Genomic DNA, 14028 nt, shown 5'->3' with positions numbered 1-14028 from the left:
CTTGTCGGTCGCTTAGGCTATTCTGGGAGCGGATTTAATGGACATCGCGCGCGCGCTCGAATTGATCGGGGAAGAAGAACTCAGGGCCGAAGTTGAACACTTCCTCAAGGACTTCATGACGCCAGCATTTGGCTCACTTCCCAAGCGAGAGATCGAACTGCGTGTCTTTGATTTAATGCGCAATCTTGGCATCCTTCAGACTGAAGCAACTATCTACAGTCTGATGACAGATCTAATGGTCACACGGACGAAGGCTTCGCAGTTAATTTTCGATCTGGAAATACGCCGGTATGGTAGTGATCGGCATAGGCTCGACGAGCTTATCAAAAATGCACTGATCAACACGAAGTTTGCCAAAGATGGCGATTATTTCGTTATGGAGATCGAGAACCCTCTAACCCTCGCTCACCTGCGCCAGAGGATCCGAGAAATAGGGCATTTCTCCGACACTTCATTTAATTCTGCGCTCGTACGCGCGCCCTTGGATACAGTCACAGACCTGATGTTGAACATCATTCCAGACGCTCAACACGAGGCAGTGAAGCGTGCTTTGATCGATGCTGGCGCGCCTGACCGCGGCGTGAAGGCGGTTATAAAAGGGGCGCTGAAAACGTTGGGCAGCAAGATAATCGGCGAGGCCGCAGACCAAGTTGCGGAAGGGCTTGTCGACAACTCGGCTAACTTCCTCGAACCACTTGTCAACGCTGGGATAGGACAGATCCGCGAACGATGGCAAGGCATTTTCGCGGCCGAGCAAAATGACGAATAACCGGATAAACGGAGCGAGAGCACTATCGACTTCAAGGGGAGACGCGCATGAGTAGCCTCTCGCAAGAGCAGGTATTCCTCTTGGCTTTGTCGCGTATGGTTTGGGCGAAGCGGAGCGCAGCCAAAAGCTCGCGTCTACCATTCAATGAGGAGACGATCACCGAAACGATCCTGCTTGATCTGAAGACTGCGTATCCCGGCCAAGTTCAGGTTGTTGCGTTCAACAAGGCGCAAGAGGCCAAGACCGGTGCGGATTGGCTGTGGTCGTTTGTGAACGTTCACGGGACGCAGTCGCTGACTATCCTCGTCCAAGCCAAGCGGCTTGAAGATGCTGAGCAGATTTACAAAGGCATCAATCGCAATATCGGCAAGCGGACGCCGCCGGTTCGCCAGATCGACCAGTTACTAGCCACCGCGCGAAACCAAGGTGTCCCAGCCCTTTACGCCTTCTACAACCATGTTACTGACCTGAGCCGCGTGCCCCCAAAATGCCAGTCGCTGCAATCCGATGATCCTAATCAGGTGCTCGGCTTCGGCATCAGCCTGGCAGAAGCGTCGGCTGTCGCATGCGCGCTCCCAGACGAATCGTTCGACGTGCACCGTGTCCATTCGATTCCCCTGCATTGCCTGTTGTGCAACGTCGGCCAAGGGACACGCCCCGGCAGCGGGACACCGGAGAGGGCCGCGTCTGGTCTTGCGCGGCTGCGCCTTACAACGTCGCTCGAAAAGCTTGATCCGGATTATCTAGGCCTACGGCGTGGCCTGCATCCGATGGTCGAATTCGCACTTAGGATTGCAGATGGCGACGACTTCACTGCAATGGATGACCTGCCGGACATCGCGGGTGTCGTCATACTTCGTGATACCAATGAGAAGACCGGATCAGATGCGGCAAACAGGTAGAGATTTCGATGCCGCTATCTGAACGGCAGCTATCGATACGTAGGACCTCGAAGCTGCCAGTCCACTTTCGGCCCCGTTTCAGACACTCGTTCCGTCCGCAGCGAATTCACACTCCCCGCCCTTAAAAGTCGTTGAGTGAAAAACACCGAATGTCTCGAAAGACCTCCAAGCAGAACTTCACCACAGACTGATCGAACGCCCCGTTGGGCCGGAAGCGCCTGCGAGCCTAGCTGGCGCGAATGTCTGCTTCGCTAAACGCTGGAGCCGTTTTGCTTGCAACCACACTTGGGTTTAGGGGCCGGGCGATTGACCCGGGCTTTTTTAATATCCTGTTGCGATCCGCCATTCCGATGCAAATGCGCTTGAAGCACTTGGGAAGAAGAGGCTGGAGCAACCGATTGAAGCCCGGCAAATCGGCCGGGCTCTTCATGGTGAGGGCGTCAGTAGCCGCGGAACATCGGCAGGATGTTCAGGATGATCAGCTGGCGGACAAAGATGATCGCCAGCAGCAGGATCACCGGAGAAATATCGACACCGCCGAGATCAGGCAGGAACCGCCGGATCGGCCTGAGCGCAGGCTCCGTCAGATTGTAGAGAACCCGGCCAATGGAATTGATGATCTGATTGCTCGAATTGACGATGTTGAAGGCATAGAGCCAGGAGAAGATCGCGCTGGCGATAATCACATACGTGTAGAGTTCCAGGGCGAGCAGTATCACGTTGAAGAGTGCGGTCATGGTCCGGTCCGTTGCCGTTCGAAATCTGGTCTTGCCCTCATGTAGCTTCCTGACAGCCTTGCTGCAAGACGGCAGCGTCACCGACATTTGATTGTGCTTAAGCTTCGCACCAGCAACTGGGCGGTGCGGAAATGCAACAGTCCGGCAAAACCCTCTCAGCTTAGGGTTTGTGTAAGCTCTTCTCGTGCTATCTTCCTGCCAACGGAATTCCTTGTCGGATGGGGTTGAATGTTCAAGTTGATGACGCGCGCCGCGCTGGCGCTTGCTCTAAGCGCTGTGTCTGGAGCCGCTCTGGCGCAGAGTGGAGACCTGTCTGAGCAGGATGCGACCCGCCAGTTCGTGGTTGACCTCGGTGTCGGCGCCATTGTCCAGCCGCGTTACGAGGCTGCAGACTCCTATCTGGTCTACCCCTTCCCGATCGTTTCGGTCGGCCGCTTCTACTTCCCCGGCCTTGGCCAGGTTGTCGACGGCCGCCGCAAGTCCGGTGTGTTCTTCTACCCGTCGTTCAACTTCATCGGCGAACGCAAGGCCAGCGACAGCACCGATCTGACCGGCACCAACACCATCGATTGGGCGCTTGAACTCGGTCTCGGCGGTGGTTTCCGCACCGAGCATTTCCGCGCTTTCGCCGAACTGCGTCAGGGCATCAACGGGCACACGGGCCAGGTTGGTCAGCTCGGCCTCGACGGCATCGTCTATCCCGCTGAAAAGTGGGAAGTCAGCTTCGGTCCGCGTGCAGGCTTTGCCTCTGACGAATACATGGACACCTATTTCGGCGTGAGCTCGACCGAAGCAGCCAACAGTGGTGGCCGCCTGACGAAGTTCAACCCGAGCGCCGGCTTCAAGAGCGTCGGCCTGGCGGCCCGCGCCAGCTACGATTTCAACGACGACGTCCGCCTGCACCTGCAAGGTGGCTATGACCGGCTGGTTGGCGACGCGGCGGACAGCCCGATCGCCAAGAACGGCAGCGAAAACCAGTTCAGCATCGGTGCCGGCGTCACCTACCGTTTCGCCTTCGACCTGTTCTAGGAAGCCGTTTCCGCAATGTTCAAGATGCTGCCGCACCACGTGTGGCAGCATTTTTTGTTTCCGGTCGACCGACATGCCGGATGACCAGCCTGTTCGGGACATTCACCCCGGGAACGCATGAAAGTTGTTCAGATCAAGCCGGCTTGACCTGTCCTGCAGGCATGATCATTGCGCAACCCGTGTACGCGTTTCGGTAAAGCCGGAACGCTCACTTTGCGAAGTGGCAAGTCGGATGGACGGAGAACCGCTCGGAGGCACCTAGTAGGCGCAGGGGACGAGCTTGATGCCGTTCGGCAGCTTGGTGTTCTCGTCGCCGCAGGCACCGAGGATGCGGCTGGGGTCGAGATTATAGGCACCCGACAGGTCCGCCCCGGCGAGACGGGTACGGCGCAGTAGAGCGCCGTCGAAATCAACACCCTTCAGATTTGCGCCCGTCAGGTCGGAACTGACCAGCCGTACGCCGGTGAAATCCGCCCCGGAAAAATTGGCGTTATGAGCCTTGACCCTGTCGAGCTTGGCCTGGCGCATGCGGGCATCCTGGAAGTTGGCGCCATTCAGGTCCACGCGCTCAAGGTTGGCATCATCCATCTTGGCACCCTTGAAGGAAGCCGCGTCCGCAATCGACCGGGTCAACAGGACATTGCGCATGTCCGCGCCGTCGAAAACGGCTCCATTTGCCTCAACCGTGTTCAGATCCGCGTCCCGAAGGTCCGCATCCTGGAAATTCGATTTGTTCAGATTGGCTTTTTCAAGATCGACGGAGCGCATGTTCGCACCGGAAAAATCGCTGCCGGAGAAATCCGCCCGCTCGGCTTCCGTCCGCCGGAAATCGGAGCCCTTGAAGTTCGCGTCTTTCAAAAGGGCTTCCTTGAGGTCGACTTCCCGCAGATTGGCACGGCCGAAATCGCCGTTCTCAAGAACCAGACCACGAAGTTCCGCCAGCCGAAGATCGCAACCGGGGCAACCGCCCTTTTCCTTGATCTCGGCCATGCGCTCTGCGTCGCTGCCAGCCTGTGCTCCACCGGCTGCCGCCAGAAGGGCCATTGCGCCAACGCAGCCTGCAAGAACCCGGGTCACCCTGTTTTTCATCGCGAATCCCTTTGCCAATCTCCACCTAAAGATAGGTCGCACTTGTGGCGGTTGAAGGACTGTATCCGATCAGAAGATTGAAAAAGTGAGAAAATGAGGCAGATCCGCTTCACATCGTGGCGATCCTTTGCCGCAGGGCGGGCATCATCGCCGGGAAGCAAGGGAGGGAGGGAAGAAGCAGGCGGGGTCGCGAGTGCCCACTCCTTCCGTCCATCTAAGCGCTGACGACGCACTACCTGACAATCAGCGTGCCAATCAAAACGCAAAAGCCTTGCCAATTTGTTTTCAAAGCCATTCAAACCAGATCTGGTTCAGTTAAACCCGCCTGACACAAGATGCTGATTCCGTTTAGACTTTCTTCACATCTGCTGCATTGCAAATTGCAACGCCACCTGCAAACACGGCTAACAAAAGGTTAAGAAACTGAGCCGGCCGCCCGTCAGGAAATCTCTTCCTTGACGTCGATGGTCGAGCGCTTGCCGATGTCGTCATAGTGCCGCTCGAGCCATTCCTGCGCGGTCTTGCGCCCAAGGTCCCTGAGATCGGTGAGAAACGCCCATTCGGCGTTGAGTTTCGACGAGGCTTGCAGCGGCTTCAGCTCCCCGGCGGAAATCCGGTGCATGTTGACCTTCATGTATTCCTCGCTCGACAGCTTGCCTTCCTCGATCAGGCGCGTGACGAAGTCGATGGCCCGGAGCTCGCGAAGAAGCGTGGAATTGAAGGTGATCTCGTTGAGCCGGTTGACGATCTCCCGCGCGGTCTTCGGCACCTTGCGCCGTTCGATCGGGTTGATCTGGATGAGCATCACATCCGGCGTGTCGGTGTCGTAGAACAGCGGATAGAGTGGCGGATTGCCCATGTAGCCGCCATCCCAATAGGGCTCGCCCTCGATTTCCACCGCCTGGAACACCTGCGGCAGACACGCGGATGCCATCACCGCATCCAGCGTGACTTCCTTTTCGCTGAACACCCGGATCTTGCCGGTGAAGACGTTGGTTGCCGAAACGAAGATCTTCATGTGTTCGCATTGGTGAACACGGTCGAAATCGACGGTTTTTTCCAGGACATCGCGCAGCGGATTGGCGTTGAGCGGATTGAATTCGTAAGGCGACGCAAACCGCGTCAGCACATCGAAGAACAGATAGCTGGGGGAATGATCGAGGCTCCACTCCCCCAGGAACACGTCCAGCGGCGAGCGCTGGATCGGGCTGTATTTGGCCTGCCGGCTGACCTCGTACCAGAAAGCTTCAAGGCGCGCTCTCGCACCGTCTTCGCCGCCGTCCTGCATGCCGCCGGCAAGCACCACCGCATTCATGGCACCGGCCGACGTGCCGCTGATGGCGTCGATCTTCAGCCGCTTGTCTTCCAGGAACCAGTCCAGAACGCCCCAGGTGAAGGCGCCGTGTGCGCCGCCACCTTGAAGGGCAAGGTTGATCTTCTTAGGCGCGGCCATGACGGCTCCCTTGTTCCGGTGGTTCGGCGATGGTCGCGGGCAGGCATCAGCCCGCACCGCGAGCAGCGTGGATCAGTGTGCGGTCCAGCCGCCATCGATGGGCAGGATCGAGCCGGTGATCGACGATGCCGTATCGGAGCACAGGAACACCGCGTAGCCCGCCACCTGTTCGATGGTCACGAACTGCTTCGTCGGCTGCGCGGCTAGCATGACGTCGTTCTTGACCTGCTCTTCGGTCATGTTGCGCGCCTTCATTGTGTCGGGGATCTGCGCTTCCACCAGCGGTGTCCAGACATAGCCCGGGCAGATGGCGTTGACGGTGATACCCTGCTGCGCGACTTCCAGCGCCACGGTCTTGGTGAGACCGGCAATGCCGTGCTTGGCGGCCACATAGGCGGACTTGTAGGGCGAGGCGACCAGCGCGTGGGCGGAAGCCGTGTTGATGATCCGTCCCCAGCCCTTGGACTTCATGCCGGGCAGCGCGGCACGGATCGCATGGAAGGCGGACGTCAGGTTGATGGCGATGATGGCATCCCACTTGTCGACCGGGAATTCGTCGACCGGCGACACGAACTGGATGCCGGCATTGTTGACCAGGATATCGACACCGCCGAATTCCTTTTCCGCATCGGCGATCATGCCGGCGATCTCGTCGCCCTTCAGCATGTTTGCCGGCGAATAGGTGCAGCGCACCCCGAAATCCGCCTCGATAGCGGCCCGGGTCTTTTCGATCTCATTGGTATCGCCCAACCCGTTGATCACGACATTGGCGCCTTTTTCCGCGAAGGCGCGGGCGCATCCGAGCCCGATGCCCGAAGTGGATCCGGTGATGACGGCGGTTTTGTTGGCAAGCATTTGGGATCTCCCTTGATCGGCGGATCATCGGCCGGGAGTGTCCGGCCATCCGGAAACGGATCGTTGAAAGGCTTGACCTCGTTCTGCCTTCCACGGAAGGCAACAAGGCGTCAGAACAGAAAATTTCAGGCACACATTCGACCAGTTATCGCCGCACTGCAACATCGGAATGATGAAATTTGATCCATGTTGCCTTCATCAGCGCCGGTTCATGCGCTGCGCCCCGTCAAGCGCCTTGCGTGCACGGGCCCTGGCGGCATCCCGCGTTTCCTCCACTTTGGAAAGATCTTCCTGTCGAAGTCCGAGTTGCGCGGCAAAGCGTTCGCGGATCAGGCCGTAGAAGGTCGCGTGCAGGCTGGCAAACGCCCAGACCAGGATCAGCATGGTGCCCATCGGAAAGACCGCCGAACGGATCTGCTGCCACAAGACGCTGGCAGGCATCAATCCATCGCTAACGCCAAGAACGACCGCCCAGATGCCGACCAGCAAACCTGCAAGCAGGCTCATCACCAGCGCCGCAAAGGCCATGGCCCAGCCGAGCCCGGACGTTGCCTGCCAGCTTTCCTTGAGCGTCAGCGGATCGTCCACCGCCGATGCCGGCAGCACGACGGAAAAGCGTTGCACCACCATCAGTGCAATGAACGGCGCCAGAAACAGAAGCAGCAGCCCGATGCCCGCCGTGACTGCAGCCAGCAGCAGGGAAACAATCACCAGCGGTATCAGTGACAGGGCGCCGATCAGGCTGAGGACGATCTGGTTGAGAATGACGCGTATGTTGCGCGCCCCGAAGGTAACAGGAAAATCCCGCGCGTCGATCAGAATGCGCCGGACATAGGCAATGGCAATGGAAAAGCCGACCAGCAGGTTGGCAATGGCGGCCAGCGCCCTGAGTGCGCCTTCATCGGCAGCGGCGACCGGCTCGGTCATGTAGGAAACGGTCTTGAAGCCGCTTTCCGGCATCAGCGAGCCGCCGATGGCGAAATTCAGGGCGACCAGGAGCAGGATATAGGCCCAGCCGGTTTTCAGAAGCGTCCCGAAATTATGCTGCGCCAACGACAGCGAACGTTCCAGAACGGTGAAAAACATGGTCTGCTCCGGTTGCTTGCAACGGCCGCAGGATACGCGATTCAGGCCGGCGCACCAGCCCCCTCCGGCCGTTCCATCGCGATCCGGTAACCCGCCGTCAGGATCGAGATACCCAGCACCGTGACGATGATCTGCACCAGCACGTTCAGCACCAGGATCTTCATCTGGATGAGGGCTGCCGGAAGGCCTCCGGACAAAAGACCAAGGACATATTGCAGCGCTTCGCCAACGACGACAAACGGCAGGATCAGGATAAGTGCGGCCAGAAACATCGGCATGCCGAGGCCCTTTCCGAACTGAAGCATCTGACTGAAGCCGAGCGGTCGCTCGACGGCAACGGCCGGCAGGCTGAGGTTCAGGCGGAACAGGAACGGGGCGAGAATGAATATCGCGACGATCCACAAAACCACCGTCATGGCGGTGCTGTTGAACAGGCTCGACAGCACACCAATCACCAGCCCTGCAGGCAGCACAACAACGACCGCGGCCAGCGACAGCAAAAGCATTTGCCCGATGAAACGGAACTCGACAGCGCCGACGCGAAAGTGCAGCGGTCCGGGCCGCTCGTTCAACAGACCGAACCGGTGCCAGGCGACCGAAATGGAAGCGGACGATAACAAGGCAATCACCATGGTCGTTACCAGCAGCAGGACCGTCGTTCCGGAAATATCTTCAGGCGCGGTCGCCTCATCGATCTGCGCGCCATTCGCCAGAATGAAGAGAGACAGCACAAACTGCAGGAGAAACCAGCCACCACAAACCTTGAACACGGTTTCCAGATTGCCAAAGACAATGGAAACAGAGTCCGACAGCAACCGTTTCAACATGCAGCACCTTCCACAACAAGACGGCCGACGGTTAGGGCCGGCCCATGCAAGCTCATAGCGGGCTGAAAACCATGTGGCAACGTCCGCGAGCCTGAAGATCGACCTGCCTTTGCCGCGGCTCTGCCATTGCCCTTTTTTGCCGCACGCCCTAATCATGCGCTGGAAAGTCGGCCCCAGTTCCCTCATATGAGGGGCAAACGCTCAAAACCCGTTGGTTCCTGTGATGATCGATGATTTCGCGAAAGCCCTGCCCCGCCGCTCCTCCGTCGGTGTGAAGGTCGGCAATGTGATGGTTGGCGGCGATGCACCCATCGTGGTGCAATCCATGACCAATACAGACACGGCGGATGCCGATGCGACCGTCGCACAGGTGGCCGCGCTCGCCCGTGCCGGCTCCGAAATCGTCCGCATCACCGTGGACCGCGCGGAAGCGGCCGCCCAGGTGCCGCGGATCAAGGAACGGCTGGAGCGGATCGGCATCACGGTGCCGCTCGTCGGCGACTTCCACTACATCGGCCACAAGCTGCTGACCGACTATCCCGATTGCGCCGCCGCGCTCGACAAGTATCGCATCAACCCGGGCAACGTCGGCTTCAAGGCCAAGCGCGACACGCAGTTCTCGCAGATCATCGACATCGCACAGAAGCACGACAAGGCGGTCCGGATCGGCGTCAACTGGGGCTCACTCGATCAGGAGCTTCTGACGAAGCTGATGGACGAGAATGCCGAAAGTGCAAATCCGGTTTCAGCAGCGGCCGTCATGCGCGAAGCGATTATCCAGTCCGGGCTTCTGTCCGCCGAGCGCGCCGAAGGCCTCGGCATGGGCCGTGACAAGATCATTCTCTCGGCCAAGGTCAGCCAGGTGCAGGACCTGATCGCCGTTTATGCCGATCTCGCCCGTCGCTGCGACTATGCCCTGCATCTCGGCCTCACCGAAGCCGGCATGGGCACCAAGGGCATCGTTTCGTCCGCCGCTTCCATGGGCATTCTCCTGCAGCAGGGCATTGGCGACACCATCCGCGTGTCGCTGACACCGGAACCGGGCGGCGACCGCACCCGCGAGGTGCAGGTAGCTCAGGAGCTTTTGCAGGTGATGGGTTTCCGCGCCTTCGTGCCGGTGGTGGCCGCCTGCCCGGGCTGTGGCCGCACCACTTCCACGGTTTTCCAGGAACTGGCCCAGGACATTCAGGACCACATCCGCGTGTCCATGCCCAAGTGGCGTGAACAATATCCGGGCGTTGAAAGCCTCAACGTGGCCGTGATGGGCTGCATCGTCAACGGCCCGGGCGAATCCAAGCATGCCGACATCGGCATTTCCCTGCCCGGCACCGGCGAAACACCGTCGGCCCCTGTCTTCATCGATGGCGAGAAGGTCATGACCCTGCGAGGTCCCGGCATTGCCGACGAGTTCAAGCAGATGGTTCTGGACTATATCGAAAAGCGCTACGGCACCGGCAGCAAGTCGTCTTCCGACGCTGCCTGACCCCGGAAGGAACACCATCCCATGATGCAGCCGGGCGCCCCCGAGCCACAGAAAAAGCCGGTTCTGGTGATCACCTCCCAGGTAGTCCGTGGCGGTATCAGCGGTCGCGGTCTGACCTTCGCGCTGGAACGGATCGGCCACGATGTCTGGTTTCTGCCGACCATCCTGCTGCCCTGGCATCCGGGACAGGGCAAGGGCACTCGCATCGTCGCCCCTGCAGCAGACTTCACTGCCATTGTTGAGGATCTTGCCGCGTCCCCGAAACTGGCAGAAGTCGGCGCGGTGATTTCCGGCTATCTCGGCAATCCGGAACAGGCGGCTGCCATCGCGTCACTTGTGAAGGCCGTCAAGACCCACAATCCGGATGCGCCATACCTGTGCGATCCGGTCATGGGCGACCAGCACGACGGCAGCGGCAACCTTTATGTGCCCACGGCAACGGCCGAGGCAATCCGAGACCAGCTGGTGCCCCTGGCCGATGTCGTCACGCCCAATGCCTTTGAACTCGGCTGGCTGACGGGCCGCGAGATCGACAGCGAAATGCAGGCTCTCGCTGCCGCCCGGGTTCTCGGCAACGAGCGCGTGATGGTGACCTCTTCGCCAGCCTTGCGCCGCAATGCCATTGCCAACCTTCTGGCAGGCCCGCGCGGCGCCGTTGCAGCCGAGCATGCTTCCATCGCCAATCCACCGCACGGCACCGGAGACCTGATCGCAGGCCTGTTCCTGGCCAACCTTCTGGCCGGACAAAACGACGAGGAAGCGTTGAAACGTGCGTCGGCCTCCGTTTTTGAGCTGGTTGCCCGCAGCGTGCGCAAGGGCGCGGACGAATTGCTGTTCGCCGAGGAGCAGAACTCCGTGGTGAAGGCAATGGCCCTCGTCACCTCGCGCCGGGTTCTGGAAGCAAAGGCCCGTGCCTGACGGGGCAGGCACAAGGGTTGCCGGCGTCGACGGCTGCAAGGCCGGCTGGATTGCGGTCATCCGCAATCTGGAAGACCCCGCCGATCTGGATCTGATCGTCTTTCCGACCTTCGCGGATATTGTCGGACACACCCCGCATCTTGCCATTGTCGCTGTCGACATGCCCATCGGCTTGCCAGACCGCATCGGCCCTGGCGGTCGCGGCCCGGAAAAGGCTGCTCGCAAGCACCTTGGCATGCGCCAATCCTCGGTGTTTACCGTACCCGCCCGCCCCGCTGTTTATGAAGACGACTACCTGAAGGCCTGCAACACGGCACTCGCCACGTCCGAACCGCCTAAAAAAGTCTCCAAGCAGTGTTTCTTCCTGTTCCCGAAAATACAGGAAATCGACGCCCTGATGACACCGGAGCTGGAGACACGCGTCCACGAGGTTCACCCGGAACTTGCCTTCTGGCGCCTCAACGGCGGCGCGGAAATGAGCCTGCCCAAAAAGGTCAAGAGCCGCGCCAACCCGCACGGCCTTGACCAGCGGCGGGACCTTCTCGTCTCCAAGGGGTTGCCCGGAGAGTTCCTCGACCAGAGGCCACCGCGCGGCTGCGGCCGCGACGACCTTCTGGATGCCGCCGCCAACAGCCTGATTGCCGAGCGGATCTTTCGGGGAGAAGCGGAACCGTTTCCGAAGGACTTCCGCCGTGATGAGCGCGGCCTGAGGATGGCAATCTGGGCCTAAAGCGCCCGCGTTGTCGATTTTCCTGCTTTTCCTGAAAATCCTTCAAGGCATGCCTCACCCTTCCCTTTTCGCCAAAACCTGCTAAAACGCGCGCCGTTCCCCAAAAGGGAACCACCGGTCGCAGCCTACCCGGTGCCAGCGAAAACAAGGGACCACATCGTTGAAAACACTTGTCATCTGTTCCGGCGGAATGGATTCCGTCACCCTTGCGCACAAGGTTGCGCGGGAACACGAGCTGATCGGCCTCGTATCTTTCGACTATGGCCAGCGCCACAAGAAGGAGCTGGACTACGCGAAGGCCTGTGCCGATGAGCTGAACACCGAGCATATCCTGATCGACATTTCCAATATCGGCCGCCAGCTGACCGGCTCGGCGCTGACCGACGATCTGGACGTGCCGGACGGGCATTATGCCGAGGAAACCATGAAGATCACCGTTGTACCGAACCGCAACGCGATCATGCTTTCCATTGCCTTCGGCATTGCCAGCGCGCGCGGTGCCGAAGCGGTCGCGACCGCCGTTCATGGCGGCGACCACTTCATCTATCCGGACTGCCGTCCGGCCTTCACCGAAAGCTTCGAGACCATGCAGCGCCACGCGCTGGAAGGCATGGGCGAGATCAGCCTATTCACGCCTTACGTCCACACCTCCAAGGCGGACATCGCCGCCGAAGGACTGAGGCTTGGCGTCGACTATCGCAAGACCTGGTCCTGCTACAAGGGCGGCGAGGTTCACTGCGGGCGCTGCGGCACCTGCGTGGAACGGCGCGAAGCCTTTCACCTTGCCGGCGGCATCGACCCGACGGTCTACGCAGACGAAGCGTTCTGGAAGGAGGCGTGCAATGTTTAGGATCACCAAGGAATTCCACTTCTCCGCCAGCCACCAGATCCTTGGCCTGGGAGAAGACCACCCCTGCGCCCGCCTGCATGGCCACAACTATGTGGTCGAGGTGGAGCTGATGTCGGAAGAGCTGAACGGCATCGGCTTCGTGCGCGATTACCGCGAACTTTCCGAATTCAAGCGCTTCATCGACGACACGCTCGACCACCGGCACCTGAATGACGTGCTGGGCGATGATTGCGTGACCGCCGAGACCATGGCGCGCTATTTCTACAACTGGTGCCGCCAGCGCTGGCCGGAAACCTCGGCCGTTCGCGTGAAGGAAACGCCGAAGACCTGCGCCGAATTCCGACCCCTCTTCTATCCGGGGGCGCGTGCGGCATGAGTATCGAACAGATCCGGGTCAGCGAAATATTTGGCCCCACCATTCAGGGCGAAGGCGCCCTGATTGGCCAACCCACCGTGTTCGTGCGCACTGGCGGCTGCGATTACCGCTGCTCCTGGTGCGACACGCTGCATGCGGTCGACAGCGCTCATCGGGACGAATGGTGTCCGATGACGCCGGAAGCCATCCTGATGCAGGTGGAGATCCTGTCCGGCGGCAATCCGCTGACAGTGTCGCTTTCCGGTGGCAATCCGGCGATCCAGCCGCTGGGTGGCCTGATCGAGCTCGGCCGGAAAGAGGGTTACCGTTTCGCGCTGGAAACACAGGGCAGCCTCGCCAAGGACTGGTTTGCCGATCTCGACGTCCTGACGCTGAGCCCGAAACCGCCGTCCTCGGGCATGGTCACCGACTGGCAGCGCCTGGCGGAATGCGTCGAGGCCGCAGGGCCTGAGACGCAGACAGTCCTGAAGGTCGTCGTCTTCGACGAGGCGGACTATGCCTTCGCACGGGACGTCTCAGACCGTTATCCGCACCTCAGCTGCTTCCTGCAGCCGGGCAACCACACCCCGCCGGCGGCAGCCGACACCGATGCCACCATCGACATGGCCGGCATCATGGAGCGCATGCGCTGGCTTGTGGACCGGGTTACCTCCGACAGATGGTATGCAGCCACCGTCCTGCCGCAGCTTCACACGATGATCTGGGGCAATTTGCGCGGGGTTTAGGAACCGGCCTTTCCGGCGTCATCCCGGCCGAGCGTAGCGCGAGCCGGGACCGGGAAGCCAACGGTGTCGCGAGCAGAATCGACAGGCCTTCGCCTCTCCGATCCCGGATCTTCGTCCGGGATGACGACGGAGAGGAAGCTTTTCAAAACCGCTCCCTCATCCTGAGGAGAGACGCTCCAGCGGCGGCTCGAAGGATGGG

General features: G+C 60.1%; 15 protein-coding genes. 9 read left to right on the top strand and 6 right to left on the bottom strand.

Going from position 1 to position 14028, the window contains the following annotated elements:
* Nucleotides 1-37 precede the first annotated feature (37 nt).
* Nucleotides 38-769, top strand: coding sequence for a hypothetical protein (locus tag FIV03_RS08125; protein WP_152509206.1), 732 nt, complete (start codon nt 38-40; stop codon nt 767-769).
* A 47-nt stretch (nt 770-816) separates the two neighbouring features.
* Nucleotides 817-1671: a DUF6615 family protein gene (locus FIV03_RS08120; protein ID WP_152509205.1), complete on the top strand. Its 855-nt coding sequence runs from the start codon at nt 817-819 to the stop codon at nt 1669-1671.
* A gap of 440 nt (nt 1672-2111) precedes the next feature.
* Here FIV03_RS08120 and FIV03_RS08115 read toward each other — a convergent pair whose 3' ends face one another.
* Nucleotides 2112-2408 carry a YggT family protein gene (locus FIV03_RS08115; protein ID WP_023002770.1) on the bottom strand — a complete coding sequence of 99 codons (297 nt, stop codon included), beginning with the start codon at nt 2406-2408 and terminating at the stop codon, nt 2112-2114.
* Nucleotides 2409-2636: 228 nt separating this feature from the next.
* On the opposite strand from FIV03_RS08115, the gene FIV03_RS08110 reads away from it, so the two are divergent.
* Entirely contained in the window at nt 2637-3437 is an 801-nt protein-coding gene (locus tag FIV03_RS08110; protein WP_152509204.1) for a MipA/OmpV family protein, read from the top strand.
* A 258-nt stretch (nt 3438-3695) separates the two neighbouring features.
* Here the strand turns inward: FIV03_RS08110 and FIV03_RS08105 are convergent, their stop codons facing one another.
* From FIV03_RS08105 to FIV03_RS08085, 5 genes are all read right to left on the bottom strand, one after another.
* Nucleotides 3696-4526 (bottom strand): pentapeptide repeat-containing protein, encoded by an 831-nt coding sequence (locus tag FIV03_RS08105; protein ID WP_152509203.1) that lies wholly within the window; start codon nt 4524-4526, stop codon nt 3696-3698.
* 439 nt (nt 4527-4965) lie between these two features.
* The gene (locus FIV03_RS08100) at nt 4966-5979 is read right to left on the bottom strand and encodes a patatin-like phospholipase family protein (RefSeq protein ID WP_152509202.1); all 1014 of its coding nucleotides are present in this window, start codon (nt 5977-5979) and stop codon (nt 4966-4968) included.
* A gap of 72 nt (nt 5980-6051) precedes the next feature.
* A complete protein-coding gene (locus tag FIV03_RS08095) occupies nt 6052-6834 on the bottom strand; it encodes a 3-hydroxybutyrate dehydrogenase (RefSeq protein ID WP_152509201.1) in 783 nt (260 codons plus the stop codon).
* Nucleotides 6835-7032: 198 nt separating this feature from the next.
* Nucleotides 7033-7920: a 4-hydroxy-3-methylbut-2-en-1-yl diphosphate synthase gene (locus FIV03_RS08090; RefSeq protein WP_152509200.1), complete on the bottom strand. Its 888-nt coding sequence runs from the start codon at nt 7918-7920 to the stop codon at nt 7033-7035.
* A 41-nt stretch (nt 7921-7961) separates the two neighbouring features.
* Nucleotides 7962-8747, bottom strand: coding sequence for a hypothetical protein (locus FIV03_RS08085; protein WP_152509199.1), 786 nt, complete (start codon nt 8745-8747; stop codon nt 7962-7964).
* 223 nt (nt 8748-8970) lie between these two features.
* Here FIV03_RS08085 and ispG point away from each other — a divergent pair, with 223 nt between their 5' ends.
* The 6 genes from ispG (at nt 8971) to queE (ending at nt 13829) form a co-directional block, all read left to right on the top strand.
* On the top strand, nt 8971-10230 hold the full coding sequence (ispG, locus tag FIV03_RS08080; RefSeq protein ID WP_075284112.1) for a flavodoxin-dependent (E)-4-hydroxy-3-methylbut-2-enyl-diphosphate synthase: 1260 nt from the start codon (nt 8971-8973) through the stop codon (nt 10228-10230).
* A 21-nt stretch (nt 10231-10251) separates the two neighbouring features.
* Nucleotides 10252-11148, top strand: a complete 897-nt coding sequence (pdxY, locus tag FIV03_RS08075; RefSeq protein WP_152509198.1) for a pyridoxal kinase — start codon at nt 10252-10254, stop codon at nt 11146-11148.
* On the top strand, nt 11141-11878 hold the full coding sequence (locus FIV03_RS08070) for a DUF429 domain-containing protein (protein WP_152509197.1): 738 nt from the start codon (nt 11141-11143) through the stop codon (nt 11876-11878). The genes pdxY and FIV03_RS08070 overlap by 8 nt, the downstream gene beginning before the upstream one ends.
* Nucleotides 11879-12038: 160 nt before the next feature.
* Nucleotides 12039-12728, top strand: coding sequence for a 7-cyano-7-deazaguanine synthase QueC (gene queC / locus FIV03_RS08065; RefSeq protein WP_077291507.1), 690 nt, complete (start codon nt 12039-12041; stop codon nt 12726-12728).
* Entirely contained in the window at nt 12721-13104 is a 384-nt protein-coding gene (gene queD / locus FIV03_RS08060; RefSeq protein ID WP_152509196.1) for a 6-carboxytetrahydropterin synthase QueD, read from the top strand. The genes queC and queD overlap by 8 nt, the downstream gene beginning before the upstream one ends.
* Nucleotides 13101-13829 (top strand): 7-carboxy-7-deazaguanine synthase QueE, encoded by a 729-nt coding sequence (queE, locus tag FIV03_RS08055; RefSeq protein ID WP_152509195.1) that lies wholly within the window; start codon nt 13101-13103, stop codon nt 13827-13829. The genes queD and queE overlap by 4 nt, the downstream gene beginning before the upstream one ends.
* The last annotated feature ends 199 nt before the right edge of the window (nt 13830-14028 follow it).

The sequence above is a fragment of the Labrenzia sp. THAF187b genome (assembly GCF_009363375.1).
In the GTDB taxonomy this organism is placed as follows: domain Bacteria; phylum Pseudomonadota; class Alphaproteobacteria; order Rhizobiales; family Stappiaceae; genus Roseibium; species Roseibium algicola.
This window is presented reverse-complemented; position numbering and strand designations above follow the sequence as displayed.